30 protein-coding genes are annotated in these 25,440 nt (G+C 52.3%); 15 read left to right on the forward strand and 15 right to left on the reverse strand.

What is annotated here, in order from left to right; translation table 11 throughout:
• The first annotated feature begins 285 nt into the window (after positions 1–285).
• Positions 286–1,227: a DUF4198 domain-containing protein gene (locus tag HX448_RS10250; RefSeq protein ID WP_102330911.1), complete on the forward strand. Its 942-nt coding sequence runs from the start codon at positions 286–288 to the stop codon at positions 1,225–1,227.
• A gap of 96 nt (positions 1,228–1,323) precedes the next feature.
• On the opposite strand, the gene HX448_RS10255 is transcribed toward HX448_RS10250, so the two are convergent.
• Positions 1,324–1,674, reverse strand: coding sequence for a VOC family protein (locus HX448_RS10255; protein WP_102330910.1), 351 nt, complete (start codon positions 1,672–1,674; stop codon positions 1,324–1,326).
• 221 nt (positions 1,675–1,895) lie between these two features.
• Between HX448_RS10255 and HX448_RS10260 the strand changes: the two genes are divergently transcribed.
• Complete coding sequence (locus tag HX448_RS10260; RefSeq protein WP_102330909.1) at positions 1,896–2,483, forward strand: DUF2202 domain-containing protein; 588 nt, start codon at positions 1,896–1,898, stop codon at positions 2,481–2,483.
• 261 nt (positions 2,484–2,744) lie between these two features.
• On the opposite strand, the gene HX448_RS10265 is transcribed toward HX448_RS10260, so the two are convergent.
• The 6 genes from HX448_RS10265 to HX448_RS10290 form a co-directional block, all read right to left on the reverse strand.
• Positions 2,745–2,936: an HVO_2922 family protein gene (locus tag HX448_RS10265; RefSeq protein WP_102330908.1), complete on the reverse strand. Its 192-nt coding sequence runs from the start codon at positions 2,934–2,936 to the stop codon at positions 2,745–2,747.
• 57 nt (positions 2,937–2,993) lie between these two features.
• Positions 2,994–3,782 (reverse strand): DUF1508 domain-containing protein, encoded by a 789-nt coding sequence (locus HX448_RS10270; protein WP_102330907.1) that lies wholly within the window; start codon positions 3,780–3,782, stop codon positions 2,994–2,996.
• 163 nt (positions 3,783–3,945) lie between these two features.
• The gene (locus HX448_RS10275) at positions 3,946–4,353 is read right to left on the reverse strand and encodes a DUF4332 domain-containing protein (protein WP_102330906.1); all 408 of its coding nucleotides are present in this window, start codon (positions 4,351–4,353) and stop codon (positions 3,946–3,948) included.
• 31 nt (positions 4,354–4,384) lie between these two features.
• Positions 4,385–4,855, reverse strand: coding sequence for a large conductance mechanosensitive channel protein MscL (gene mscL, locus HX448_RS10280; protein WP_102330905.1), 471 nt, complete (start codon positions 4,853–4,855; stop codon positions 4,385–4,387).
• A gap of 234 nt (positions 4,856–5,089) precedes the next feature.
• Positions 5,090–5,485 (reverse strand): InlB B-repeat-containing protein, encoded by a 396-nt coding sequence (locus HX448_RS10285; RefSeq protein WP_162485930.1) that lies wholly within the window; start codon positions 5,483–5,485, stop codon positions 5,090–5,092.
• A 189-nt stretch (positions 5,486–5,674) separates the two neighbouring features.
• Complete coding sequence (locus HX448_RS10290; protein ID WP_102330902.1) at positions 5,675–6,043, reverse strand: response regulator; 369 nt, start codon at positions 6,041–6,043, stop codon at positions 5,675–5,677.
• A gap of 105 nt (positions 6,044–6,148) precedes the next feature.
• Here HX448_RS10290 and HX448_RS10555 point away from each other — a divergent pair, with 105 nt between their 5' ends.
• The 3 genes from HX448_RS10555 to HX448_RS10305 all read left to right on the forward strand — a co-directional run bounded on the left by HX448_RS10555 (position 6,149) and on the right by HX448_RS10305 (position 10,975).
• On the forward strand, positions 6,149–7,258 hold the full coding sequence (locus HX448_RS10555) for a LuxR C-terminal-related transcriptional regulator (RefSeq protein ID WP_226846772.1): 1,110 nt from the start codon (positions 6,149–6,151) through the stop codon (positions 7,256–7,258).
• Positions 7,259–7,315: 57 nt separating this feature from the next.
• Positions 7,316–7,801 carry a hypothetical protein gene (locus tag HX448_RS10300; protein WP_102330901.1) on the forward strand — a complete coding sequence of 162 codons (486 nt, stop codon included), beginning with the start codon at positions 7,316–7,318 and terminating at the stop codon, positions 7,799–7,801.
• A gap of 159 nt (positions 7,802–7,960) precedes the next feature.
• Positions 7,961–10,975 carry a chemotaxis protein CheB gene (locus HX448_RS10305; protein ID WP_102330900.1) on the forward strand — a complete coding sequence of 1,005 codons (3,015 nt, stop codon included), beginning with the start codon at positions 7,961–7,963 and terminating at the stop codon, positions 10,973–10,975.
• 22 nt (positions 10,976–10,997) lie between these two features.
• Here the strand turns inward: HX448_RS10305 and HX448_RS10310 are convergent, their stop codons facing one another.
• From HX448_RS10310 to pyrF, 4 genes are all read right to left on the reverse strand, one after another.
• On the reverse strand, positions 10,998–12,221 hold the full coding sequence (locus HX448_RS10310; RefSeq protein WP_162485929.1) for a PAS domain-containing sensor histidine kinase: 1,224 nt from the start codon (positions 12,219–12,221) through the stop codon (positions 10,998–11,000).
• 189 nt (positions 12,222–12,410) lie between these two features.
• The gene (dinB, locus tag HX448_RS10315) at positions 12,411–13,676 is read right to left on the reverse strand and encodes a DNA polymerase IV (protein ID WP_102330898.1); all 1,266 of its coding nucleotides are present in this window, start codon (positions 13,674–13,676) and stop codon (positions 12,411–12,413) included.
• A complete protein-coding gene (locus HX448_RS10320; protein WP_102330897.1) occupies positions 13,676–13,864 on the reverse strand; it encodes a DUF951 domain-containing protein in 189 nt (62 codons plus the stop codon). Before HX448_RS10320 ends, dinB begins: the two co-directional genes overlap by 1 nt.
• Positions 13,865–13,987: 123 nt before the next feature.
• On the reverse strand, positions 13,988–14,818 hold the full coding sequence (pyrF, locus tag HX448_RS10325; protein WP_336470077.1) for an orotidine-5'-phosphate decarboxylase: 831 nt from the start codon (positions 14,816–14,818) through the stop codon (positions 13,988–13,990).
• A gap of 66 nt (positions 14,819–14,884) precedes the next feature.
• On the opposite strand from pyrF, the gene HX448_RS10740 reads away from it, so the two are divergent.
• The 9 genes from HX448_RS10740 to arsA all read left to right on the forward strand — a co-directional run bounded on the left by HX448_RS10740 (position 14,885) and on the right by arsA (position 20,942).
• A complete protein-coding gene (locus HX448_RS10740; protein ID WP_102330895.1) occupies positions 14,885–15,130 on the forward strand; it encodes a type II toxin-antitoxin system HicA family toxin in 246 nt (81 codons plus the stop codon).
• Positions 15,127–15,648 (forward strand): type II toxin-antitoxin system HicB family antitoxin, encoded by a 522-nt coding sequence (locus tag HX448_RS10335; RefSeq protein ID WP_102330894.1) that lies wholly within the window; start codon positions 15,127–15,129, stop codon positions 15,646–15,648. The genes HX448_RS10740 and HX448_RS10335 overlap by 4 nt, the downstream gene beginning before the upstream one ends.
• Before the next feature lie 77 nt (positions 15,649–15,725).
• Positions 15,726–15,986: a 30S ribosomal protein S20 gene (gene rpsT, locus HX448_RS10340; protein ID WP_102330893.1), complete on the forward strand. Its 261-nt coding sequence runs from the start codon at positions 15,726–15,728 to the stop codon at positions 15,984–15,986.
• A 238-nt stretch (positions 15,987–16,224) separates the two neighbouring features.
• A complete protein-coding gene (locus HX448_RS10345; protein ID WP_162485928.1) occupies positions 16,225–16,614 on the forward strand; it encodes an ArsR/SmtB family transcription factor in 390 nt (129 codons plus the stop codon).
• A 14-nt stretch (positions 16,615–16,628) separates the two neighbouring features.
• Complete coding sequence (locus HX448_RS10350) at positions 16,629–16,844, forward strand: hypothetical protein (protein ID WP_102330891.1); 216 nt, start codon at positions 16,629–16,631, stop codon at positions 16,842–16,844.
• A 16-nt stretch (positions 16,845–16,860) separates the two neighbouring features.
• Complete coding sequence (locus HX448_RS10355) at positions 16,861–17,331, forward strand: universal stress protein (RefSeq protein ID WP_102330890.1); 471 nt, start codon at positions 16,861–16,863, stop codon at positions 17,329–17,331.
• Positions 17,332–17,336: 5 nt separating this feature from the next.
• Entirely contained in the window at positions 17,337–18,413 is a 1,077-nt protein-coding gene (gene arsB / locus HX448_RS10360) for an ACR3 family arsenite efflux transporter (protein WP_102330889.1), read from the forward strand.
• A gap of 409 nt (positions 18,414–18,822) precedes the next feature.
• Entirely contained in the window at positions 18,823–19,191 is a 369-nt protein-coding gene (arsD, locus tag HX448_RS10365; protein ID WP_102330888.1) for an arsenite efflux transporter metallochaperone ArsD, read from the forward strand.
• Complete coding sequence (gene arsA, locus HX448_RS10370; protein WP_102330887.1) at positions 19,188–20,942, forward strand: arsenical pump-driving ATPase; 1,755 nt, start codon at positions 19,188–19,190, stop codon at positions 20,940–20,942. Before arsD ends, arsA begins: the two co-directional genes overlap by 4 nt.
• Here arsA and nadD read toward each other — a convergent pair.
• The 3 genes from nadD to HX448_RS10385 all read right to left on the reverse strand — a co-directional run bounded on the left by nadD (position 20,939) and on the right by HX448_RS10385 (position 23,876).
• Complete coding sequence (nadD, locus tag HX448_RS10375; RefSeq protein WP_102331104.1) at positions 20,939–21,544, reverse strand: nicotinate-nucleotide adenylyltransferase; 606 nt, start codon at positions 21,542–21,544, stop codon at positions 20,939–20,941. The two genes, arsA and nadD, sit on opposite strands and share 4 nt — an antisense overlap.
• On the reverse strand, positions 21,538–22,794 hold the full coding sequence (obgE, locus tag HX448_RS10380; protein ID WP_102330886.1) for a GTPase ObgE: 1,257 nt from the start codon (positions 22,792–22,794) through the stop codon (positions 21,538–21,540). The genes nadD and obgE overlap by 7 nt, the downstream gene beginning before the upstream one ends.
• Positions 22,795–23,183: 389 nt before the next feature.
• Positions 23,184–23,876 carry a zinc metallopeptidase gene (locus tag HX448_RS10385; protein ID WP_102330885.1) on the reverse strand — a complete coding sequence of 231 codons (693 nt, stop codon included), beginning with the start codon at positions 23,874–23,876 and terminating at the stop codon, positions 23,184–23,186.
• A 139-nt stretch (positions 23,877–24,015) separates the two neighbouring features.
• Here HX448_RS10385 and HX448_RS10390 point away from each other — a divergent pair, with 139 nt between their 5' ends.
• On the forward strand, positions 24,016–24,468 hold the full coding sequence (locus HX448_RS10390) for a GyrI-like domain-containing protein (protein WP_102330884.1): 453 nt from the start codon (positions 24,016–24,018) through the stop codon (positions 24,466–24,468).
• Positions 24,469–24,475: 7 nt separating this feature from the next.
• Here HX448_RS10390 and fmt read toward each other — a convergent pair whose 3' ends face one another.
• Positions 24,476–25,414 (reverse strand): methionyl-tRNA formyltransferase, encoded by a 939-nt coding sequence (gene fmt, locus HX448_RS10395; protein ID WP_102330883.1) that lies wholly within the window; start codon positions 25,412–25,414, stop codon positions 24,476–24,478.
• Between the last annotated feature and the right edge of the window lie 26 nt (positions 25,415–25,440).

Raw genomic sequence — 25,440 nt, forward strand, 5'->3', positions numbered from 1 at the left:
ACGCCTTTGACCAGGGATTTGCAGAGTGGGCAGTAGGTTTTTTGCGTTGTAAGTTTCATCGCCATTTACCCCTTTATAATTCTAACCCATCCATCAATAGCGGATTGGCCTGAAAAATCCTGATTTCATACGTCCGCAAGTTGTTCCTAATCAATTTTCTGGTCGCAAATACGTAATCAACCTGGCAATATTAAGCGAACAAGTTGATGAATTTTGGTACTCCTACGGATTTTATATTGGTTTGTCATCCTTTATTATGACTTCAAAATTGCGAGGAGGGGTTGAATGAAACGGGCACTTTTGGTCATGATGGCAGCGGCAATAATATGCATCGGAGGGGCTGTGCCTGTCTCAGCCCACGACGGATGGATACAGAGCAATGTATCCAGGGTAACCACCGGGGACATGGTCTACATCGACATGCCGTTCGGTAATCACCAGAATATGCATCGCGACTACCTGATCTACGGATCGAAGTGGGATCTTACGGCATCAACGTTCGTACTCCACACTCCTGACAAAAGGACTACGGATTTGGGCGACAGGGTTATCGATGTCGGGAAAGACGAAACAAAAATAATCGGCGGGGTCCAGTACACGGATAAAAACGGGTATCTGGTGACTTCGTTCCAAACGGACAAAAAAGGAATATATATCGTAGACGCCAGACAAGATACTGTCGTAAGTTATGCTCCCGAACGGTCCATAAAATGTGCCAAATCAATAGTCGGATCTGTCGAAGGATCCACAAAAAGCAATCCTGCCTTGAATGGTTTTGATCAGACCCTTGGCCAGGTGCTCGAAATTATTCCCTTGAAGGACACCACCAATCTCAGAGTGGGAGATACGTTGCCATTCCAGGTATTGTATAAAGGCGAACCTCTTACGGATGGTCATGTCAGCGTAATTCCCCGGGGGACTGTTCTCCCGGAAATGGGAACTCCAAATCCCTTTGACCTGATGACGGACTCCGAGGGTAAAGCCAGTTTCACTTTTACTGAAGCGAACTACCATCTCATTGTGGTCCATGTCGAAACCGATGAGAGCGGCGTTTTAAACGGAAAATCGTACTCGTTCACGAAATATACCGGCGATTTAACGGTAATCGTGAGCCCCGCACCATTACAGGATTCGGGCAACCGGAATTGGTTCACCAGGGCAATCGACAATGTTCGAGGGTTTTTTCAAACCATAAGCCTGTCCATCGGCAATTTTTTCAGCAGATAGAATCATAAACTAGAATTGATGTGGCGTTTGAAGTCAACAAGCCGAGGGTAATTACCCTCGGCTTGTCAGCTTTCAATTAGAAAACGTAAACCGCGGTTACACCACCACGTCCTGGATCAGACCGATGACGTTGTTGTCCGCGTCGCGCACTCTGGCGACGAGTTTGCCCCGCCCCACATCGATAACTTCCTGTTCAATTCGAGCACCAGAAGCAACCAGAGACTTCAAGCTCTTCTTGATATCGCTGACCTGCCAGTAGATAGTTGCCCCGGTCATTCCCTTGGCGTGTCCGGCCGGGTCCAGGCCGATCTCCTGGTCGCCGTCGCGAAAACCGACATAGTACGACTGGTCCGTATACGGAGGTACCCCCAGCAGGCTGGTATAGAGCGACTTGGCTTTTGCGATGTCTCTGACAGGGAAGATTATCGTCTTTATGCCAAAGTTCATAACTCCTCCTAACCGAGCGGCGTCAGGTTCCAGAAGGCCGGCTGCCTAAATAATAACATTTACTAAATTGTTTTTGTCATCTTTTCTCAGAAGATTGGCAGACCACGATACTCTTCAAAAATAGGGGCTTCTCTCCGCCCGAACGAGTAGTTCTACGGATACAAAAAGTTCAGGTAACGGGATATTGTCTTAATCGGAAAAAACAAACTAGGAGGAATAGCATGTCCAAAGGTCGAGTCCTGAAATGGTCAGGATTGATATCGTTAATGGTGGTTTTAGGCACCCTGCTCACCGCTACGCCGGTACTAGCCGGTAACGGGAAGATGTGGGGTGGAGGTGGTGGAGGTGGAAGCGGCGGCGGTGGCGCTGTGCTCACCCAGGTTGAAAAAGACTGGCTAGTACACATGAGGGAAGAAGAGAAGCTTGCCAGGGATGTTTACCTGACCCTTTACGCCAAATGGGGAGCAGCCACATTCAGCAATATCTCGTCCAGCGAACAGAGGCATACGGACGCCGTTGAAAGCCTCCTGGATAAATATGGCATAGCTGATCCTGTAACCAATGAAAACATTTTAGGCCAGTTCACGGCATCCTCGGGCTTCAATGAATTGTACGCCGCGCTGGTTGATCGCGGTATGTCGTCATTGAACGAGGCATTTAAAGTAGGAGTGGATATCGAGGTTCTTGATATTGGGGATCTTCAGGAAGCGATATCTCTCACTACCCACACTGACATACAAAATGTATATGGCAACCTGCTCAATGGCTCGTATAATCACCTCGCGGCGTTCACATCCAAGGTAAGATAGTCGAAAATACAGGCACAAGGGAGAGAGGGACACGTTTGAAAACGTGCCCCTCTGATTTTTCTCGACCTGTCGCCATACTCCTACATAATCGCAGCTTAAAACCTCGCCGAACATAGAAGCCGTCGGCACCGTCGGCGTTTACGAAGTCATTCCGATGTAACCGTTAGAAAATCTGGGTTTCTCCCGCAACTCTCATGACAACCATGAAGCAACTAGCGGTCTGAATCATCCCGGCCGTTTACAGATCCCGGTAGTATCCGTCTATTTAGCTTCTGTCTGATCCTCGATCGGTGCGGTTGGTGCGTTGGTTCTGACAGAATCAATTCCGTTGAGAAGACTCCCCTTCGTGGTATACCCTTCTCCAGAGTCAGCTATAATATTCCCGTTCTGGTGGCGGAGCCTCCACCGGAATTCGCCCTTTTTATCTTGAAACAGTTCAAAGGTAGCCGCCATTCTCACATACTCCTAATGTCTATTTTGCATCTCGATAAAAATCCGCCTGATAATGGGTTATCCGTTTAATAATATGATCCCGGCAGCCAACACAAAAAAAGCGGCCGCTACTATTATGGCGACCAAGGTAACCAGATCATTTTCGAGTAATTCCTGTTTTCGCGGGGCAGTCCGAACAGCCGCCTTCGGCGCACTTTGTGAAGCATTTGGAACCGCAGCCCTGGAGTCCGCACCCGAAGCCGGTCTGTCAGCAGGCTTGGAGGGTTGAGGTTCATTAGCCGGGCGCACATAGGCCTCTGATGCTTGACCCGAGGCAGTGTCAAAAGGTGCTTCATTAGTCTGCGACGATTGGGCCGGTGCTATATTTTTTACGGATTCCGACATTTGATCGCTAACTACTTTTTCGCCTGCAACATCTGAGGTTAATTGTGCAGCCTCGACCCTGGGGCTTTCGGTTGACAGTTGAGGTTCATTAGCCGGGCGCACATAGGCCTCTGATGCTTGACCCGAAGTAGTGCCAATTGGCACTTCACTAGTCTGCGACGATTGAGCCGGTGCTATATTTTTTACGGATTCCGACATTTGATCGCTAACTACTTTTTCGCCTGCAACATCTGAAGTTAATTGTGCAGCAACGACCCTGGGGCTTTCGGTTGACCGGGAGATATTCTTGTCGGATACGTTGGCTAATGAAACATTTTTCTTTACCGATTCGATTCCATTGATAGCGGCAGCTTTCGTCGAATAACCTTCTGCAGAATCGGCGATGATATTTCCATTCTGGTGCCGGAGTCTCCATCGGAATTCGCCGGCTCTGTCTTTAAACAATTCAAATTTAGCCGTCATGATATTCCTCCTCGATCTCTTTCTTGCTCGGCAGTAATGATGTTGGAAGTGACATCGTTATGAGTGACCGATCATGGGTATCGATTCTCAGTGTCAGGTATGCACTGGGCGCCCGGGATTTTGATTTCCCGGGCATCCAACAGCAGAAGTGTGAAAAAATGACCTAGTAGGTAACTATCCGGGGCAACTCTTTGGCTTGCTTCACCCAATCAGTCACGGCTGAGAGAACAGGCATACGACGGACAAGCTTTTTTTCCATATTGACTTCAGTCAACTTGGCGAGGAGATTGTCAGGCTTGCGTTGGGCTAATTCCTTGACGGTGTCGACCCCCGCAGCCTCCAACAAGTCGCTGAACTCCTCACCAACTCCCTTGATGCGGAAGAGATCTGCCCGGTTGACCCACTCCAATATAGATACTTCACCGATGCCTGTCTTTTCCGCAATTTCCTTCCGTCCTTTTGGTGAGGCTCCCATTTCCAGTAATTTCTCGACAGTCTTGATGCCGACCGTATTCAGTTTTTCTGCGTTCTTCGGCCCAATTCCCTCGATCTCAGAGATACTTGCCATCATTTTCCTCCTTTTTATTGCACAGCCAGTTTACCTAGCGTAGCTCTGAAGTACAGTTGGGGCAGCGCGTAGCCTTGATCGGGATGGATGTCGTGCAGTAGGGGCAGTCCTTGGTAGTCGGAACGGCCGGAGCGGCGGCGGCAGCCTTCTTGGCGGCTTCGCGGGCGGCGATCATATTGAGAGGCTTGACCACCACGAAGAAGATGGCGGCAGCGACGATCAAAAAGCTGATGATGACATTAATAAAAACACCGAAGTTCATAGTGACAGCCCCCGCGGCCTGAGCGGCGGCCAAGGAATCATAAGGTCCGGCGGTGGCACCTTCCTTAAGAACGGCATACATGTTGGTGAAATCGACACCTCCAAGGAGCATGCCGATAGGCGGCATCAGGATGTCCTTGACGAAAGAGTTGATAACGGCACCGAACGCCGCACCGATGACGATACCAACAGCCAGGTCGACGACGTTGCCGCGCATGATGAAGGTCCGGAATTCTTTGAGCATTTAACCTCCTTCTATATATTTCCCAATAAATCATATGCCTGGCTAACAGCGCTAACAAGATATCTAATCATCACTAAACTTAACTAAACATTACCATTTTCCCTAGAAACACTTTTATCAATATGAAGAATCTGTTTACCGTCACCCAAGCACCCTGTGAACGGATGAGTATTTCCCAAAACAAAACGGGAGGCTTTTTGAGCCTCCCGTTTCTCTTGTCTTTAAAAGATTCAGTCAATCCATGGTCGCGGAAAAGAATGCAGTTACGGTTTCGTCTGAATTCAAAACGATGGTGGTGCTGGCCGAGCGGGTATCGGTAACGGCGCCAAGCCAAAGGTTAAACGTCCAGTGTATATCACCAATGGCGCTTAAATTAACAACGGTCCCCTTTGGGTAGGTATATTTGCCGGCAGCAGGGGTGGTCTGGCCGCCACCTTCGATCAACATCGTCAGAGTGACATTGGAGACAGCGGGCGAAGTTGTCGTTGTCACGAGGTGGGAAGTGGTCGGGACCACGGTGTTCTGGTTTCCTTGCGTTGCCGGAGGGTTGGTTCCGCCTGAGGAGCACCCCAAGGACACTAAACTCAAGATCAAAATCGAAGAGATCGCCAGGATAAAATTGCTTCTCAAATCGCTTCCAAACTTGCCATCTAGCGGCAATTTTTATTAACGATCATTATATCGCATTTTGGCCTTGGTGGCGATTTCTGGCCATTGGACGCCATCAGCTTGCCGGAACAATCCTGTCCTGTCCTTGCAGAGCTGGAACTTGTAATTGGATAACGGGCCGAAAGTATACTTTTAAAAAAGAATGGAGCCTCAATTAGTCCTGACTGCCTGGAATATTGCAGGTATTAAATCCTCGGCTACATCGTCTTTAAGCACATAGCCAAGAGCGCCAAGTCTGTAGGCTGCTTCCTTGCATGCCTTTTCGGCGATTGATGTGACTAAAATAGCCTTAGTGGGCAAACATTTTGCCCGTATATGATTCAAGACTTCAAGCCCGTTTAAACCGGGCATCCGAACATCCGAGAGCAATATATCGGGACGCAATTTTTCTAGGGCTATAACCGCATCAGTCCCATTTGAGGCATCCCCAACAACCTCGACGCCGTCTTCAGTCTCCAGAAAGCACTTTAAGGCGCTTCTTACTGCCGGGTGATCATCTGCAATCAGTATCTTGATCATCTCAACTCCCCGATGCTTATTAAGGCTCAACTTTGCGATTCGATGGTATAATATCCAAAGAGTTAAAAATATGGGTCTAAAGTATACTTTTTGAAGAGGAAAGCCATGTCTGGCAACGAATTGCTTGAAAACATTGTGGGCAGCTTGAGCTTCGTCGAGAAGACCTGTGATGTTATGAGATTGGTCGATCCGTTAAAAAAGGAGAGTGGACTCAATCTGAAAAGTGGCGAAAATGCTGCCGAAAATCTAAACGCTACCTGCTTCGACTTCTGGGAACGGGGCCATGTTTGCGAGAACTGCATTTCGATGCGGGCGCTGAACCAGAAAAGAACAACGGTGAGGGTAGAGGAGAAGGACGGTTCCATATACACCGTCACTTCGGTTCCGGTGTTAGGAAATGGCTCTCAGACAAGGGTTGTCGAGTTAATCAAAGATATAACAAAAGACGGAATCATCAATTTCGAGGGAGTGGAAATCACAAATCTCCGTCACCTGGTCGATGGAGTAAACCGCCGCACCGTCAAGGACGCGCTGACGCGGGTCTATAACGAACAATATTTGATGGAGCGTCTACCCCCCGATATCATCGATTCCAAGAAAAAGGGCGTGAATATCGCTCTTTTTCTCGTAGAATTGAACTTGGTTGTAGATGAAAAGAATGGCTATGACCCCGTCCAGGTGCGTCTGCTCAGGCAAGTTTCAAGTGTTCTGAACAAGATGAAGCAAAAGAAGGGTGATTGGATTTCAAAATTCGGCAAGATGGATTTTGTGCTAATTTTCCATAATGTGACAGAAAACGGAGCAAAAAGACTGGCCAAACGTATCTACGAAGCGACGGACCTGTTGAAAATTGAGCCTGCGTTCAATGACCTCAAATTTCGGACAGTTGTGGGTTTTCATATTTTGAGTACCGAAGAGTTGACTCCTGATCAATTCATCGACAAAGCAAGAGAGTATTTGTTAGCTTCTGACTCGCGAAATCCTAAGAATTCATCCAAGTCATATGAAAAGGAGTTTGATCGATATTTACTCTCACCTCGCGAGCGGGAAGTCGCAATTGCGGTCACAAAGGGAATTTCAAACGCGGAGATTGGAAATTCACTTTTTATAGGATTATCGACGGTCAAGAAACATACCTCTGCCATTTTCGAGAAAACGAGGACAAAATCCAGGGCGGCTTTTGTGTCATTAATGGCCCATCCGGTGTCCAACTGACACCCATACCTATTACACTCGATCGAGTTTGAACGGCATTAAGGAAGGAGTTGACAGATGCTCTTACTTGTTCTCTTGATCGCGGTCCTGGTAGTCCTGTTCGTTGTTCCATTCAGAGGGGAATCGGGCGGGATCGGCAAATTGTTATTCAAGGGGTCGATGATCTGGAATGTTTTCTGGTCTTTAGCGGTGCTATTTGGAATCAGCCTTCTTGGGTTGGTCCCCGGTTTGGCCGACCTGTTTTTGGGTGCAGGGTACGCCGTCTTATTTCTGGCCATAATTGTTCTCAGTGTTGCACTAGTGATCCTGACAAGGAGAAGTGGTCTCAAAGGTAGTATCAGGACATCGCTACTGGTCACCGGAATATCGCCTTTAGCTATACTGGTGGTTTTCATAATCGGCTCCGCCTTTTATGAGGTGGCATCTTATGCGGCAGACATAGCCAACACCATAATCTATGGTTTGATGGCTGCATTCGTTGTGAGCATAGCTGTAACCATTTACCTGAAGAATAAATTGGTTCGCGGCATCGGATCATCGTAGCGCCAGGATATCTGGGGCGAAATATTTGTTTGTCCATTGAGTCATTCCTTGGATCTTAAAAAACCTCTCGACTGTGGGCAGGTAACGGAGTACTCTTAGGATACTGATAATAGCGTTTTCTGAGACGGTTGCCGCTTGGAAAGCGGAGGAGGCGACCAGATGGCCACCGAAAAAAGGAACGGCAGAAAGACCGGGGAACCGGTCAAGGAGACCAAACCTTCGCCCAAGTCCGAAACCGCCGCGGCCAAATCCAAAAACGACGAAGCCGTTAAACCTGTGGCGCCCAAAAAACCTGTCTCCGGCGTTGCACACGATGATTTCCCCATCGTCGGCATCGGCGCGTCGGCGGGCGGTCTTGAGGCATTCACCAAGTTCCTGACCGCCGCCCCAATCAACACCGGCATGGCTTTTGTCCTCATCCAGCATCTCGATCCCAGCCACGCCAGCAATATGGTCGACCTCTTGAAACGCTACACAACGATGCCGGTCCAGGAGGCAACCGACGAGGTCAAACTGGAACAGGACCATGTATACATGATTCCCCCCAATCGCAATATGACCATCCACGACCATACCCTGAAACTCCTGGAACAGTTCGAACGGCCGGGCATAGCTCACTCGATCGACCTGTTCTTCAAATCTCTGGCTGTTGACCTCAAGGAAAAGGCCATCTGCATCATCATGTCCGGCACCGGCACCGACGGGACGCTGGGGGCCAAGGCGGTCAAGGGTGAACTGGGGTTGGTCATCGTCCAGGACCCGGAAACCGCAGCCTACGACGGCATGCCGCGCTCGGCCATCTCCAACGGGGTGGCGGATTTCATTCTTCCGGCCGAGGCCATGCCGGCCCAGCTTGTCGAATACGGCGAGAAGTCATACGGCAAGCGGCTGGTGCGCCACAGCGAGGTTGAAAAGGACACCGCCAACCTGGCTCTCATCCTGCAGCTCATCCGGGCCCGCACCCGGCGCGACTTTTCCGGCTACAAGCAGTCAACTATCGGCCGCCGTATCGAGCGGCGGATGGGCCTGAACCAGATCGACACCCTGGATCATTACCTGCATTATCTGAGGGAGCACCCCTCGGAGATCGATGCCCTGGTCAAGGATTTTCTGATCAACGTGACCTCTTTCTTCCGCGATCCGGAAGCCTTCGCCGCGTTGAAACAGCAACTTAAGAATCTCCTGACGAGCCGGCAAGAAGGAACGGAGATTCGGGCCTGGATCCCGGGCTGCGCCACCGGCGAGGAAGCCTACTCCATCTTGATGACGCTCGAAGAAGCAGTGGATGAACTGAAAAAATATTTCGTTATCCAGGTTTTCGGCACCGACCTGGACCCCGACGCCGTCTCCATTGCCCGAAGCGGCATTTACCCGGCCTCCGTTTCCACCGATATCTCCGAAGAACGGCTCAAAAAATTCTTCGCCCGCAAGGACGACGCCTGGCAGATCAAACGGGAATACCGGGAGAAACTGGTTTTTGCCGTCCAGGACATCATCGCCGACCCGCCGTTTACCCGCATGGACCTGATCTCGGCGCGCAACCTGCTGATCTATTTCGACTCCGATCTGCAGAAACGGATGATTCCCCTTTTTCACTATGCGTTGAACCCGGCCGGCATCCTGTTTTTGGGCACCGCCGAGACTATAGGCGAGTTCACCCAGATGTTTTCTCCGCTGGACCGCAAATGGAAAATCTACCGCGTCGAAAACAAAAACCAGCCCGGATTTTTCCTGCCCTCGAACCGTCAATGGACCAGGGAACATCCGCTGCCGGAGCGCCTGGCTGAGACACTTCCCGCGCGTCCTTTCCCGGTTGCTACTCCGCCGGAAATGGTACTCCTGGAAGCTTTGCCGCCTGCGGTGGTCATCGACGATAACCAGCAAGTCATCTATTCCCATGGCGACACCCGGAGATACCTGGGGTTCCCCGGGGGCAAACCCAATGCCTCCCTTATGGAAGCGGCCCATCCCGAGATGCGGCCGCAGCTTGCCGCGGCGCTCAGGCAGGCGGCTCAGGAAAATCGTGAGGTAGTGACCGAAAAAGCCAGGGTGGATATCCTCGGGGCCAGCCAACCGGTCAGAGTCACCGTCAGGCCGATATCGCCTGCCGGCCCGGGCGAAACCGGCCGTTTCATCGTCACTTTCCAGGAACTGCCCAAATCCAAGATCCGTCCGCCAAAATCATTGGCGGGCACCAGCACCCGGGTTACCGAACTGGAACAGGAACTCCAGTTCACCAGGGAGACTTTGCGCTCCACCATCGAGCAGTTGGAGACGGCCAACGAGGAACTGCGCTCCACCAACGAAGAATACCAGTCCACCAACGAGGAACTGCAGAGCACCAATGAGGAGTTGGAGACTTCCCGCGAGGAACTTCAATCGGTCAACGAGGAATTGTCCACCGTCAATTCCGAGCATCAGCTCAAGATAGACGAACTGTCGACGGTCAACGACGACATGAAGAACCTGTTGAACAGCACCGGGGTGGCCATCGTCTACCTGGATACCAGCCTCAAGGTCAAGCGTTTTACGCCTTCCAGTACGGAGATCTTCAATTTCATCGCCTCCGATGTAGACCGCCCGATCCATCACATCACTTCCCAGATCGGCGAATATGACATCGCCTCCAAAGCCTCCGAAGTCCTTGACACGCTTATTCCGGTGAAGGAGATCGTCCAAAGTAAAGCGGGCAAATGGTACACAATCCGCATCTTGCCCTATCGCACGATAGAGAATTCTATCGCCGGAGTGGTCATTTCCTTCACGGACATCAGCGAGCAGGAACGGCTTAAGCTTGCCCTGTCCTACTCCGAAGCCGTCATCGACACCCTGTTCGAATCGATGGTAGTGCTCGACGCCGACCTGAAGGTGACAACGGCCAACAAGGCTTTCCAGGACTCCTTCAAAATCTCCAGGGCGGAGGCCGAGGGCAAGCTGCTGTTTGACCTCGGAGATGGCAGCTGGAACATTCCGGCGTTGAAAGAAGCGCTTAAAGCGGTGCTGGAGAAGGGTCATGATTTCCTCGGCCATGCCATCGAAGGGGATTTCCCGCGTGTCGGCCACCGCAGACTGTGCCTAAATGCAAGGCGCCTGCATGACAAGAGCAGCGACCTGAAGCGGGTGCTGCTGGCCATCGAGGATGTCACCTCTTCTAAGAAAGAGAGTTGCTCGTAGGGGGCATTATCTTACCCTCACCCTAACCCTCTCCCATCGACGATGGGCAAGGGGATTCGGAAGCAGGTACCGGCAGCTCGACGGTGATCCGGGTGCCGGTGCCCAGGTTTGAGTCTATCTTGAACTCCCCGCCCAGCGCCAGCGCCCGTTCGCGCATGCCGACCAGCCCGGTGGTGTGGGTCTTGACAGCCGAGTCGAAACCTATGCCGTCATCGGTTATCACGATGGAAAGCCTGGTTCCCTTTTGCGTCGCCTTTACGTTCAATTCCGAGGCCGCCGCGTGGCAGACCACGTTGGTCAAGGCTTCCTGGGTGATGCGGTAGGCCGCCAGCGCCACTTCTTTGGGAATAGACCTAAGCTCCGGGGCAACGGTGACCTCACACTTGATGCCGCTGCTGCGCTCGAATTCTCCCACGAGGCACTCCAGGGCCATAGGCAGGCCTGCGCTCATGAGAATGCCCGGCGACAGGGTGTGGGAAAGCTCCCTGGTTTTACCCATGGCCTCCTTCACGCCAAGCAAAGCGTCCTGTAGCAATTTTTCATTCGGCCGCCTGATGGCCTGGGCGAGAAGCAGCGTAACGTACGTCAGGGTCTGGCCGATATCGTCGTGGAGCTCGGCGCCGATTCTGGCGCGCTCTTTTTCCTGGATCTCCACCAGGCGTTGCGCCAATGTCCTGAGTTCCGCGGTCCGCGAGGAAACCTCCTGTTCGAGATGATCCCGGTACCGCCGGAGATCGTTATCAGTCTTTTTTCTCTCGGTAATATCCAGGATGGCAACCCGGTATCCGGCGGGCGCCCCTTCCGGGCCTTTCAACACTTCAGTGATGAGTTCTGCGTCAAACACGGCGCCGTCTAACCGGGACATTTTCGCCTCGCAGGTGGAAAGAAAACCGTTAGCGGCTGCGTTTTTCAGGCAAAGAAAAAACGAATCGGCGTCTTCCCGGGCGATGAAGCGTGATAAATGGGTTTTAATGAGCCTGGCGCGGTCTTCGCCGAGCATTTTGCATGCGATGAAGTTGACGTTAAGCAGGCGCTGATTCCGGTCCAGGGTGACATAACCGACCGGCGCAAAGTCATAAAGGCTGGCATAGGCGTCCCGCGATGACTGGAGTTCGATCTGGGCTTCGCGAAGCTCTTCGTTTTGAAGTTCAAGCTCGACCTGGTGCACCTGGAGTTCGTGAAGGATCTCGGTGAGGTCGGTGGCGGGCGCGGTAGCCGCATCGGAAGGCGTACCGCGCGCTATCAACCGCTCCGCCATCCTGCGCAGAGCGTTGTTATTTATATCCCGGTGTTCCTCCTTGAAGCCATACCACCCTCGCTCATCCTAATGTCAATTCAGCGAGGCGTTGAGACTTACAAATGCAGCGCCAGGCCACCAATTCCGATTATAGACTCTTTTTACCGAAGTCGTTATAGACCAACATAATACCGATTGTCATTCGTCAGCCTTGTCGCCGGTTTCTCCGCTGGCCGGTTTGCGTTGCCAGGGGTGGTCGCGGGGGCCGGAGCGGTGCCCCAATGGCAGGGTGCGGCCGGTCTGGATGGAACTGAAACCGTAGCGCTTGCGGATGCGGTCGAGTGCTCTATCGATGGCGGTCGATCTTATCGAAGCACTGATCGAAAGCGGCAATTGGGCTTTGCCCTCCGACAGATTGGCGACGCCGACGCCGAGCAGCCGTACCGCCTGGCGATTGCTCTCCAACGCTTTATCGAGCAGTTTCAATGCCTCATCGAAGATGACCTCGTTGGAGTCGGTGGCGTAGCCAAGGCTCTTCTGGCGGGTGATGGCAGAAAAATCCGACCAGCGCAATCTGACGTGGACCACTGATCCTTTGCTGCCGTAACGTCTCAATCTGGCGCCGATCTGTTCCGACAGGTAGCGGAGCGTCGCCTCGAGAAACTCCCGGTCTCGGCTGTCGTGGTCGAAGGTGCGCTCGGTGGAAATGGATTTAGCCTCCGAAGGCGGGTGGACGCGGCTGCGGTCGATACCCTGGGCGTGCAGTTTTAGCATCTCGCCGTAGGAACCGAACCGGCTGCTGAGGGAGTCAAGGGGCATACTGGCGAGTTGACCGAGGGTTCTGATGCCCAGGGAGTTCAAGGCTTTTTCGGTGACACCCCCTACACCCGGCATCCGGCCGATGGGCTGAGGAGCCATGAACGCCGCTTCGCCGCCGACAAGCACCTCCACCATGCCATCCGGCTTGGCTGCCTTGGAGGCCACCTTGGCGGTTATCTTACTGCCCGCCAGGCCTATCGACGCGGCGATGCCGATCTCGTCGCGGATGCGTTTCCTGATCTTTTCTCCCATCGCCCTCAGGCTGCCGTGGATGCTTTCGAACCCGGTGACCTCGAGATATGCCTCGTCTATTCCCGCCGGTTCCAGGAACGGCGAAAAGTCGGCCAGGATCGCCATGAACTTCTTGGAAGCCTCGGAATATCGATCCCAGTTCCCGCCGATAAAAAGGCACTTGGGACACCGCCTCTGCGCCTCGATGAGCGACATGCCCGAATGGACGCCGAACTTCCTCGCCTCGTAAGACGCCGTTGTCACCACGCCGCGGCCTTGGCCCGGGATGCCGCCGACAGCCACCGGCTTACCCTTGAGTGAAGGGTCGAACACCTGCTCCACGGACACGAAGAAGGCGTCCAGGTCGATGTGCATGATGCGCCGGGGCTTTTCGGCAGGGTTTAAGTCCGACATTATTCGCCTCGCGAGACGAACGTCTTGATCCGCTTCTCGAGGTCGGAGCGGGGTACGAGCAGACGGCGCTGGCAGGTGTTGCAGATGATGCCGATATCGGCGCCCAGGCGATAGACTTTCCACTCGTAGCCGCCGCAGGGGTGGGGTTTTCTCAGGCGCAGGACGTCGTTAAGCTTGAAATCGACCATCAAGGCAATCACCAATAACCAAGACACAAATTGCAAACAAATCACGATTACCAATCACCAAATTACACGAGTTTGGTTATTGAGATTTGGTTGCTTGTTTGGTTATTGTATCTTGGAACTTGGTTATTCCGCCAGATAGCGGTTAATTTCGTCCCGCAGCTTGAGAGCCGCTGTCCTAGCCGCGGCGGCAAAATCCGGACCGCTTGAGGCGTAGATTATTTGCCGGGATACATTGATAATGCCCAGCCCGTCGCCGGTATTGCCATATTTGACAGACAGTTCCAGCGAACCGCCCTGGGCGCCGACCCCGGGGATGAGGAGAGGGAGGGTTGGGTGGGCGTCGCGGATGGCTTTCAATTCATCCGGCTGGGTAGCGCCGACCACTAGGCCGAGGTTGCCTTGCCTGTTCCAGGATTCAACCTTGTCGGCGACAACCTGGTAGAGAGGTTTCCCGCCGCAGTCGAGCGACTGGAAATCTGCGGCTCCGGGGTTAGAGGTGCGGCAGAGAACAAAAATTCCTTTATCGCTGTACTCGATGAAGGGTTCCAGGGAGTCGAAACCCATGTACGGGTTGACGGTGACGGCATTGGCGCCGAGTTCATCGAAAGCAGAGCGGGCATAAGCTTTGGCCGTGTTGCCGATATCGCCGCGCTTGGCGTCCAGGATGACTGGGATATTATTGGGTACTGTATTGATGACCTTTTTCAGGGTAGAGCAGCCGTCGTCTCTCAGGGCTTCGAAGAAAGCCGCGTTCGGCTTGTAGGCGCAAACCAGGTCGTAGGTAGCATCGATGATTCCCTTGCAGAACTCGAAAACCCCGATTCCGGCCGGTAATTTCCCAGGTTCCGGATCGAGACCCACGCACAGGCAGCTTTGGTTGTGGCGGCGAGCACCGGTGATTTTGGTCAGGAAGTTCATCGGCACAATACTAGCAGTGTGTATCAGTGGTTTCAAGATGTATTGTTCCAATACTTGTAGTTATTTGACATGTGATAGCGCCGGTGATAGCATTAACCTGCTGTGACAGACCTGCAAAAACTGATCCAGAAATTCCTGTCTGATAATCAACACATTACCGTCGAGGACTGTCACCGGATCCTAATTGAGTTCGGATTCGAATTAAGAAAGTCTGGCGGGAGCCACCGCGTCTATCATAAAAAAGGCGCCAAGCCAATATCAATAATTGATCCCAAGAAAACAAAGTACATTAATAGCCTGTACGTTAGAGCCCTTGTAAAGGACCTGGGATTGGAGGGGTTGAAATGACACCTGCGACTGAACGAAAACCGCTTGAGTACTATTTGGATGCAACATATCCGGTTACTATCGAAGCAGCGCCAGAGGGTGGCTATTTTGCACAAATTGAAGACCTGCCGGGTTGTTATTCCCAGGGAGAGACCGTCGAAGAAGCGATACAAATGATCGAGGAAGCCCGCCGCCTATGGCTTGAAGTAGCTTGTGAAGAAGGCATCGACATCCCCGAACCGCGAAGTGGCGGTGATTATTCCGGCAAGATTCTACTCAGGGCGCCCAAGAATCTACACAGAGCCCTCGGCAGGATAGCTGACAAAGAAGGCGTGAGCCTCAATCAGTATCTCGTGGCGACCCTCTCAAAAGCAGTCGGTGTCTATGAAGGATCCAAACGTGCTTCACAACCACTTGAACCAAAGGTCGTAGAGCGTAAAGGAAAGGCAAGAATATCAGCGACCTCGGTAATTTCAAGGTCTGGCTCATTTCGTGGCAAAGAGCAGGTAGTAGAACCAATCTTGAAAAAGGTTCAATAACCCCGGTTGCATCAGGACCCGTCATCCCGTATAATCATATGCTTGTTGTCAGTGTATAAGTTTTAGGAGGCATCCCTTTGGCCAATATCAAGAGCTCGATTAAAGATATCATCACCTCGGCGAAGAAGACCGAGCGCAACCGCGCCGCCACTAGCGGCCTTAAGACCGCTGTCCGGAAGGCCGAAAAAGCCATCGCCGCCAAGGATCCGGCCGCCAAAGAGGCCGTTGCCGCTAGCCAGAGCGCCCTGGACGTCGCCGCCAAGAAGAAGCTGGTCCATCCGAACACCGCTGCCCGCAAGAAGAGCCGCATCGCCAGGAAGCTCAACGCCGCCAAATAGCTTTAATATCATTCATAATCAAAAGAGAGGCTTAAAAGCCTCTCTTTTTTGTTTCGTGCGCTTTGTATATGTTTGAGAACGATGAACACCAGGCAGTAGGTTGTCACCTCACTGAACTTGGGGTACATTCTTAGTCCCCTTCCGGGACAATCTTCAGGATATAGGGTTTCAATCCATTTCTTGACGGCAATGACCCTCAGCTGCTAATATGCCTATATATGAATATAGGCAGGTAAATATGAGAGATCTGATAAAAGTATTCAAAGCCTTGTCTGATGAAAACAGGCTCCGTATCCTGAATCTTCTCTTGCTTAGAGAATGCTGCGTCTGCGAAGTGGTTCAAGTTCTGGGTATCTCCCAAACCCGCGTATCTAGGAGTCTTAGCCAGCTATATGACGCCGGTCTTTTGGACCGGCGTTCCGAGGGTCTTTGGAACATTTACACTTTATCTTCCCATCTTACAGATGATTATCGCAATCTCATCGTCAAGGCGGTTGAACAAGCATTAAGTAACAACCCAATCGCCGTCAACGATCGAAAGCAACTTGCTCAGAGTAAAAGATTATGCCCCTCTGCTGCAGGAATAAAAGCTGCCCAGTTTAATCCGGCCAATTCCTCGTGTTCGTAATAGAAGGAGGGAAAATGTTAGAGATAAGGAAATCCGCAACCTCGTTTAATGAGCGGGAGATGTTGCAGTTGGAAAGCATCATCCTCGATCGAGATGCACCTGGGGCACTCGTATTCCTTAAAACAGCTGTTTATGACAAGATCGAACAATCTCAACGGGGCAAGTTGAAGAACCTCCTGGACGGCACCACCGACCCATCACAATCTTTCAATCAGCTGCAACGAAAGTAATATCTGGAGCGGGCGTATGTTTGGAAAAATCCTCTATCCAACCGATTTTTCAGAGCCATCTCAGAAAGCTCTCGATTCCGTGAGACGACTTTTCCAAGGTTGTGTTGAAGAAATTTTAGTGCTTCATGTTTTTGACCGCCGTGAGTTGCGTAATCTCGCAACGGTCGGTGGAATAATCGGTAAGTATCCGATTGACCTCGATGAAGAGTTCAATCGCCTGGAATCGGAGCATTTAACCAAGGTGAAAAAGATTGTCGATGACTTGAAATCGGTTGGTTTTGCAGCTACAGGGATCGTCAGAGAAGGGATTCCCCTCCGAGAGATTTTAAATGTTGCCGATGAGGAGAAGGCCTCAGTAATCGTTCTTGGTTCCCATGGAAAAAGCAATTTTGAAGAGGTGATACTGGGCTCTGTGTCAGAAGGTGTTATCAAACAAAGCCAACAACCGGTCTTGGTGATCAAACGGGACACACGGAGGAGAGGCTGAGAATAATGAACCAAGAAAAATCCGTCGCAGCCAGACTTTCGGTACTTGACCGGTTTTTAACATTATGGATTTTCCTGGCGATGGGGGCAGGCATTCTTTTAGGGCAGATAGCGCCAAAGATTACCGACGCTATCACCTCACTTCAGGTCGGGGCGATCTCTATTCCGATCGCCATCGGCCTGATCCTGATGATGTACCCTCCACTCACTAAGGTGAATTATGATCAATTACCCAAGGTCCTTAAAAACCTGAAGCTCCTGAGTTTCTCCCTGGTCATGAACTGGATCATCGGGCCGCTGGTCATGTTCGGCCTGGCCATTTTGCTGTTGCGCGACAAGCCGGAATACATGGTTGGGCTCATTCTGGTGGGGTTGGCACGCTGCATCGCCATGGTCATCGTATGGAATGACCTGGCTAAAGGAGACCGCGAGTTAGCGGTAGGAATGGTGGCCTTCAATGCCCTGTTCCAGATGTTACTGTATGCGGTATATATCTTTATCTTCATCGCTTTCCTTCTGCCAAAGTTGGGTCTGGTGGAGGATATTTCCGCCAGCATCTCTATTGGAGAATCCGCGCGCGTGGTATTCATATTCCTGGGTATCCCACTTATCGCAGGCATACTCAGCCGCTACTGGCTAATCAAGGCTAAAGGCAAGGAATGGCTGGAGAGATCATATTTGCCCAAAGTGAGCTATATCACTCCAGTTGCACTACTTTTCACAATAATCGTCATGTTCTCCCTAAAAGGTGAAAACATCATCGCCCTACCTCTGGACGTGGTTCGTATCGCTATTCCGCTGGTTTTGTACTTCTGCTTCATGTGGTTTGTGACGTTTTATACCGCCCGGAAAATCGGAGCTACGTATCCTCAGACTGCAGCGGTTTCATTTACAGCCGCATCCAACGATTTTGAATTGGCTATCGCCGTCGCCATCGCAATCTTCGGTCTTCATTCGGGTGAAGCCTTTGCCACTGTAATTGGGCCTCTAATTGAGGTCCCCGCCCTTATCATATTGGTCAACGTTGCTCTGTATTTCAAACGCCGTTACTTCGAGAAACCTTTTCAGGTCGTATATAACTAAAAGGAGAAAAAATGGACATCAAGGCAACGATCATTGTCTTCCCTGAAAGCAATCCCTGCGGTCCAAAATCTTCCTGCTGAGGGCCGAAAGGACAATCGTCGGAGACGATTGAAGCGATTAAGGCAACTGTAGAAAAGGCAGTCAAAGTCCAGGCAGAGGTCATCGATATCCAGACGATCGACACCGATGACGTCAAGTTTGCGCCGGTCGTCAAAGCCTTCAACACCTATGGCATAGGTGCCTTGCCCATCATCACGCTGGATGGCAAGCCAGTTTGCATGGCCACGACTTATCCTTCACAAATAACTGCGGTTTTGGAGAGGGAGATACGGAAAAAAACAGAGGCGTAGTAAGTACGCTTCAGATTTGGATAATTAATCATAATCATTTTTCAATCGGAGGAAACAAATTGAAAACCATTGAGATTTACGATCCTGCTATGTGCTGTTCAACCGGGGTATGCGGCCCATCTATCGACCCAGAATTGATGAGAGTTGCGACTGTGATCAATGCTCTTAAAAGTAAGGGTATCAATATTCAAAGATACGGTCTCTCAACCGATACACAGCGTTTTATTTTGAATCCTGTCATCAGCGATCTTTTGGAAAAAGAAGGCGCAGGTGTTTTGCCAATCACGTTGGTTGATGGGATTGTTGGCAAGACCAAAACATATCCTACTAATGAAGAGTTCGCGGATTGGCTTGAGACTCGGCTTGATGTAGTTCAAACAATAAGGCAAGGTGGATGTTGCGGTGGACAGAGGGATGCTGCTACATGATTACAACGCGATTGGAGCCATTTTCTCTCGGCACATTCAGCCCGACTAAATACCTGTTCTTCACCGGTAAAGGAGGGGTGGGCAAGACCTCAATCGCCTGCGCCGTCGCTGTAGGGATGGCGGACAATGGGGAAAAAGTGCTGCTTATCAGCACGGACCCCGCCTCAAATCTGCAGGACGTTTTCGGGACCGAACTCGATGGCAAGGGCAAGGCCATCGAAGGAGTGCCCGGTCTGTGTGTAGCCAATTTGAATCCGGAAGAGGCGGCGAGGGATTACCGCGAATCGGTTATCGCTCCATATCGAGGCAAACTACCGGCGAGCGTCATCGCTAACATGGAAGAACAACTTTCCGGTTCATGCACGGTGGAAATCGCGGCTTTCGACCAGTTTTCGAAATTCATCACCGATGAATCGGTCAGCCGAGGCTATGATCACATAATCTTCGATACTGCGCCTACTGGTCATACCCTGCGGATGCTGCAATTGCCGTCAGCCTGGACCAATTTCATAAGCGAAAGCACACACGGCGCATCTTGTCTCGGACAACTTGCCGGCTTACAAGATAAAAAAGCGATGTATCAACACGCCGTTGAGAACCTGGCGGATGCCAAAAAGACTGCCCTTGTCCTGGTGTCACGGCCGGAGGATCTTCCTCTTATCGAAGCCGAGCGTTCAAGCGCCGAGCTAAAAGACATGGGCATCGGCAACCAGATTTTGATTATAAACGGGGTGATGGGCGAGGCAACAGATCCCATATCAAGAAAGATGTTCAACAACCAACAGCAAGCTTTGGGAAACATGCCTCGCGGGCTGGGAGACTTCCGGACCTTTGCTGTTCCGCTTCGCTCCTATAATGTCCTGGGAATTGCGAGATTGAGAGCCTTCTTTCAACAGGATTCATTTCCCCCCGGCAAGAGCAAGGCGGGGTTCATCAGGGTCAAGGCTATCCGTGACCTGGTGGAAGATCTTTACAAGACAAAAAAGAAGGTCATCTTCACCATGGGCAAGGGCGGCGTCGGTAAAACGACTGTCGCAGCGGTCATAGCCCTGGAATTAGCCAATAAAGGGGTCAGGGTTCACTTGACATCAACCGATCCGGCGAACCATCTTCAATATGTTTTTAGAGGGTCCAGGAACATAACACTCAGCAAGATAGATGAAAAAGCCGAATTATTAAAGTATACGAATGAGGTCTTAACCAAAGCTCATCAAACTATGAACGAAGAGGATTGCGCCTATATAGCCGAGGACTTGCGATCCCCTTGCACCCAGGAAATAGCGGTATTCCGGGCATTTGCGGAAATTGTCGATAAGGCAGAAAGCGAAGTCGTGGTCATCGATACCGCCCCAACCGGGCACACACTGCTTCTGCTCGATTCTACCCTGAGCTATCACCGGGAGGTCCAGCGGACAAAGGGGGAAATCCCGGATTCGGTCCGCCATCTTCTGCCCCGGCTTCGAGATACCGCACAAACCGAAATCGTTATCGTCACATTACCTGAGGCGACGCCTGTTTTTGAAGCGGAAAGGCTTCGGGGAGACCTCATCAGAGCTGGCATTAACAATAAGTGGTGGGTTATCAATCAAAGCCTAACCCAGGTTCAAACCAACGATTCACTGCTTTTGGCGCGAGCTGAAGCAGAGATACCCTGGATAAACATGGTTGATAAAATCAGTGATAACAATTTTGTTGTCATACCTTGGCTCCAAGATGCTTCAATTCAAAACCTAGTGGATGCTAAGAGTTAGTTACCCCTATATAGTCTGTTCGCGCTGATGTACTCCGCAACCGGCGGCGGTACCAAATGCCCTATGGGTTCACCCAACCTTACCCTCTGCCGTATCGTCGTCGCCGAGACATCGATTTCCGGCTCGGTGAGGATCACCGTCCGGACGGCCAGCCCCGGCACCCGCGCTTCCAGTTCGTGCAGATCCGGGCGCGGAGAACCCACCCTCGGTGCGGCCACCAGGCAAGCGGATGCAATGATGCGGTCGGGATGGTGCCAGGAAGGCAGCGATGTTAGATTGTCCCAACCCAGGATGAAATAGAGTTCGTCGTTGGGGTAGTGCGCCTTGAGTTCCTGGAGGGTTTGCCAGGTGTACGATGGACCCGGACGCCTGACCTCAAGGTCATTGACGGAGTAATAAGGTTTGCCCGCCGTTGCCAGTTTGATCATATCAAGACGCTGCCGGGCCGGGGAAACCTTCATCGAGGCCTTGACCCAGGGCAGGCCGGCGGGAATGAAAACGATCTCATCGAGGCACAGTTTCCGCCGGGCTTCTTCAGCTATCTGCAGGTGACCGACATGCGGTGGGTCGAAAGTGCCGCCCAGGAGGCCGCGTCTCACCAGTAGAACTCCCCTTTGCCGATAAAAAGTTTCTCGCCGGGTTGGATCTTGGCAGATTTTATCGCCCGGAGAACCCCCCACCGCCACAACTCGCTCAGGATCTGGCGGCGAACCTCGGGGTCGTTGAGGTCGGAACCGGCCACCAGGCGTTCGTACTCGTCCGAATGAACATGGTAGCCGTCAGAGTCACGGGTGATCTCAACCTTCTCCCGCTGAGGCGCCGGCCGGAAGACCTTGATCGGTTCTTCATTGGCCGTTTCCAGAGATTTTTCAGGTTCTGAAAGGACTCGGTCTAGTTCAGCCAGGAGAGAATCGACACCCTCTCCGGTTGCCGCCGAAATGAACAGGGCTTTGTGACCGGCGGCCTTGAACATTTCTTTCAGCACGGGAATCCGGTCTTTAACTACCGGCAGGTCGATTTTATTTATTACGACGATCTGCTGCTTCCGGGCGAGCAGGGGATCGTACAGCAAAAGTTCGGTATTGATCTTGACCATATCGTTGACCGGCTCGGTCGATGATCCGTCGATCAGGTGCACCAGCACCCGGGTCCGGGCGACGTGGCGTAAAAACTGCAGCCCCAGGCCTTTGCCCAGATGAGCGCCTTCGATCAAGCCCGGGACATCGGCCACTACCCAGCTACGTCCGCCGGCCTGGACTACTCCGAGCGCTGGCTCGAGGGTGGTAAATGGATAATCAGCGACCTTCGGCCGTGCTGCCGAGATGGCTGCCAGAAGCGATGATTTCCCGGCGTTCGGTAAGCCGATGATGCCGGCGTCGGCGATGAGTTTCAGTTCCAGCGACAAGGTTTTGGTCTCGCCAGGCACGCCGACCTGGGCCAGCCGCGGCGCCTGGTTGGTGGACCCGGCAAAATGGGGATTGCCTAAACCGCCCTTGCCGCCCTTGGCGACGACAACGCGCTCCCCGTCATGTGACAGGTCGGCCAGGATTTCGCCGGTTTCTTTATCGCGGATCACAGTGCCTACAGGCAGGTTGATGACGACGTCCTCGCCACTTTTACCGTATTTCTTTTGACCCTGGCCCCGGGCGCCGTCACCGGCCTTGAAATGGCGCTGGTGGCGGTATTTCATCAGGCTGCCGATGTCTTTATCAGCTTCGATAATGACGTCGCCGCCCCGGCCACCGTCGCCCCCATCCGGTCCACCGCGGGGAACATATTTCTCATGACGGAAGGTGGCTACGCCGCGCCCGCCGTCACCGCTTTTTACTTCAATTTCTGCCTGGTCTATCAACTATCGAATCCATTCTAATGGTCGTTAACCATTCTGTTTCAGTATATCAAAATAACAATGCTTTAACAGTTGTATTTATAGAAAAGTTACTGTGCCAATCGCCATGCCCGCCCACTTAGCCTACCCTAATCGTGAAGGTTGTGGCGGTTATCAAATGTTGCGGTGATTTGTCTAATAGTTGTTGCGGTTTCCGCTGTAGAAAGCCTTGAGTTATCAACATATTTTGGCCGCTGTGTTCATCCGGATCAACCCTGGATAAGGTCCACCAAGAACCCCTTAGCATAACAAATAGTTATTGAATGCCTACCGGCAGCTCGTTCGATAACTTTTTGTTATAACTAAAGAAGGGGGCGGCATCACCGTCCCCTTCTTGAATAACCGGTTTTTTTCTAACGTCTGTCGCCGCCGCCTGTAAGCAGGAGGACCCAATACAAGAGCTGGCCGACGGCCGCCAGCAGGGCTGCTACGTAAGTCAGGGCAGCCGCTGAGAGAACAGCGCTGGCGCCTCCGGCTTCGGAGACCGAAGCCAACCCGGTCGACCGTAACATTGATTTCGCCCGGGCGGAAGCGTCGAACTCCACCGGCAGTGTCACCAGGGTGAAAAGCACGGCAACTCCGAAAAGGGCTACGCCCAGCCAGGCCAGATTTACAAAGTTCAGCAGGATACCGACGAAGATCAGGATAAACCCGAAGTTGGAGCCGACGGTAGCAACCGGTGCCAGGGCGCTCCGGATCTGCATCGGGGCGTAAGCCTTGGCGTGCTGCACCGCGTGGCCAACTTCATGGGCGACGATGCCCATCGAGGCCACCGAGGCCTTGTTGGCCACATCAGGCGAGAGCCGAAGGACCTTGACGCGCGGGTCGTAGTGGTCCGAAAGCTTGCCCTTGGTCATTTCGACCTGGACGTTCTGCAGGTTGTTCTGGTCCAAAAGCCAGCGGGCTACCTGCAGGCCGGTCATATTGCGGTCGTTAGCTACCTTGGAATATTTGCCGAAAGTGGAGGAAACCTTCCACTGGGCGTAAAGCATCAGAAGCAGTGGGGGAACGATCAAAGCCAGGTAAAGACCCCAGCCACCCAACATATCAAAAACCTCCATTACATAACGCTAGTTGACCGGTTAGAGTATACCAGATTTGATGGGGTAGAGACAATGATTGTGTTCTAATAGACCAAATTTGTCTGGTGAAGTGATAGAATAAGGGCTTGAAAAGGAGGAACCAATGGAGATCAAGCTGAGCGACAAACCTGCGCAGCCGGTGGCCTTCATCCGGCTCCATATCCCCCAGGCTAAATTGCCCCAGACCATTGGCGAAACCTATATGAAGATTATGGAATACCTTCAACGTGTCAAATCGCCACTGGCTGGCGAACCTTACGTGGCTTATTACAACATAGACATGAACGACCTTGACGTGGAGATGGGATTTCCCGTGGCGGCACCTGTCCAGGCTCATGACGATATGAATTTCAGGGAAATTCCTGCTGCCCGCTACGCCTCAACCGTTTACAAAGGTCCGTATGCCGGGATGGAAACTGCTTATGGCGAATTTATGAAATGGCTGGAGGAGACGGGATTGAAACCGGCTGGACCATGGTTCGAGTATTATCTGAATTCGCCGCAGGAGGTCCCGGAAAGCGAATTTCTAACCAGGATCGAGGTTCCAGTTGAATAGGGAATTTCTAATCGAGAACTGAACCGATAAACCCCCGCGCCCCCCGCAGGAATTCCTCCCCGGTCATCGGCTTCTTGCCTTCTATCTGAAGTTTCTTGATAGAGAGCACACCTTCGCCGGTCGCGATACCGATGGCGGAGGCTTCGCCCGAAAGCCCAATGACCGTTCCTGACACTGCGCTCGGCTTGACGCTTAAGGGAATCGTCTCGATGAGCTTGATCAGTTTGCTTTCCCAGCTGGTAAAGGCTCCAGGCCAGGGTTGGTACGCCCGGACCTGCCGCCAGATCTCGATGGCGGATTTTGACCAGTCGATTCTCCCGGCTTCCTTAGAGAGCATTGGGGCGTAACTGGAGCCTTCTGAAGGCTGAGGTGCTGCATCGATCGTGCCTTTGATCAACTGAGGCAGCACGTCCAGCAAGGCCATCGAGCCGATGATCGCCAGGTTTTTGGTCAGAGTCCCGGTGGTGTCCCAATCGAGGATCGGGATCATCGAACGTGAATAGACGGCGCCGGTGTCGATCCCGACGTCCATGCGCATGATCGAAACGCCGCTGAACTCATCCCCGGCCCTAATAGCCGCCGATATAGGAGCCGCGCCGCGGTGTTTGGGCAGCAGAGAGGCGTGGACGTTGACACAGGCAAGGCGGGGGATATCCAGTACCGCCAGGGGCAAAATAAGACCATAGGCGGCGACGACGATAACGTCAGGGGCGAATTGGCGGAGTTCTTCCTGGGCTTCTGGTTTCTTAAGTGAGCGGGGTTGAACGACTGTCAATCCGTGCCTTTCGGCGAGTTGTTTCACCGGAGATGCCGCCAGCGCCCTACCCCTGCCGGCGGGGGCGTCGGGGCGGGTGTAAACCGCGGCGATTTCGTAGCGCTCGTCGATAAGGCCTGAAAGAATCGGCGCCGCGAACTCTGGAGTGCCCATGAAAACGGTTCTTGCCATAGTACTATTTTCTGGGCGATTGTAGC

Source organism: Dehalogenimonas etheniformans, assembly GCF_014672715.2.
Lineage (GTDB): Bacteria > Chloroflexota > Dehalococcoidia > Dehalococcoidales > Dehalococcoidaceae > Dehalogenimonas > Dehalogenimonas etheniformans.

Bases quoted from the DNA above. Each gene is read 5' to 3' on its own strand.
- fmt (WP_102330883.1), bottom strand. From the start codon at position 25,414: ATGGCAAGAACCGTTTTCATGGGCACTCCAGAGTTCGCGGCGCCGATT.
- HX448_RS10320 (WP_102330897.1), bottom strand. From the start codon at position 13,864: ATGGTCGATTTCAAGCTTAACGACGTCCTGCGCCTGAGAAAACCCCAC.
- HX448_RS10350 (WP_102330891.1), top strand. From the start codon at position 16,629: ATGTTAGAGATAAGGAAATCCGCAACCTCGTTTAATGAGCGGGAGATG.
- HX448_RS10270 (WP_102330907.1), bottom strand. From the start codon at position 3,782: ATGACGGCTAAATTTGAATTGTTTAAAGACAGAGCCGGCGAATTCCGA.
- HX448_RS10275 (WP_102330906.1), bottom strand. From the start codon at position 4,353: ATGATGGCAAGTATCTCTGAGATCGAGGGAATTGGGCCGAAGAACGCA.
- HX448_RS10335 (WP_102330894.1), top strand. From the start codon at position 15,127: ATGACACCTGCGACTGAACGAAAACCGCTTGAGTACTATTTGGATGCA.
- dinB (WP_102330898.1), bottom strand. From the start codon at position 13,676: ATGTCGGACTTAAACCCTGCCGAAAAGCCCCGGCGCATCATGCACATC.
- HX448_RS10355 (WP_102330890.1), top strand. From the start codon at position 16,861: ATGTTTGGAAAAATCCTCTATCCAACCGATTTTTCAGAGCCATCTCAG.
- HX448_RS10265 (WP_102330908.1), bottom strand. From the start codon at position 2,936: ATGGCGGCTACCTTTGAACTGTTTCAAGATAAAAAGGGCGAATTCCGG.
- HX448_RS10305 (WP_102330900.1), top strand. From the start codon at position 7,961: ATGGCCACCGAAAAAAGGAACGGCAGAAAGACCGGGGAACCGGTCAAG.
- HX448_RS10255 (WP_102330910.1), bottom strand. From the start codon at position 1,674: ATGAACTTTGGCATAAAGACGATAATCTTCCCTGTCAGAGACATCGCA.
- HX448_RS10250 (WP_102330911.1), top strand. From the start codon at position 286: ATGAAACGGGCACTTTTGGTCATGATGGCAGCGGCAATAATATGCATC.
- HX448_RS10390 (WP_102330884.1), top strand. From the start codon at position 24,016: ATGGAGATCAAGCTGAGCGACAAACCTGCGCAGCCGGTGGCCTTCATC.
- HX448_RS10290 (WP_102330902.1), bottom strand. From the start codon at position 6,043: ATGATCAAGATACTGATTGCAGATGATCACCCGGCAGTAAGAAGCGCC.
- HX448_RS10260 (WP_102330909.1), top strand. From the start codon at position 1,896: ATGTCCAAAGGTCGAGTCCTGAAATGGTCAGGATTGATATCGTTAATG.
- arsA (WP_102330887.1), top strand. From the start codon at position 19,188: ATGATTACAACGCGATTGGAGCCATTTTCTCTCGGCACATTCAGCCCG.
- HX448_RS10555 (WP_226846772.1), top strand. From the start codon at position 6,149: ATGTCTGGCAACGAATTGCTTGAAAACATTGTGGGCAGCTTGAGCTTC.
- arsB (WP_102330889.1), top strand. From the start codon at position 17,337: ATGAACCAAGAAAAATCCGTCGCAGCCAGACTTTCGGTACTTGACCGG.
- mscL (WP_102330905.1), bottom strand. From the start codon at position 4,855: ATGCTCAAAGAATTCCGGACCTTCATCATGCGCGGCAACGTCGTCGAC.
- HX448_RS10345 (WP_162485928.1), top strand. From the start codon at position 16,225: ATGAGAGATCTGATAAAAGTATTCAAAGCCTTGTCTGATGAAAACAGG.
- HX448_RS10385 (WP_102330885.1), bottom strand. From the start codon at position 23,876: ATGTTGGGTGGCTGGGGTCTTTACCTGGCTTTGATCGTTCCCCCACTG.
- HX448_RS10300 (WP_102330901.1), top strand. From the start codon at position 7,316: ATGCTCTTACTTGTTCTCTTGATCGCGGTCCTGGTAGTCCTGTTCGTT.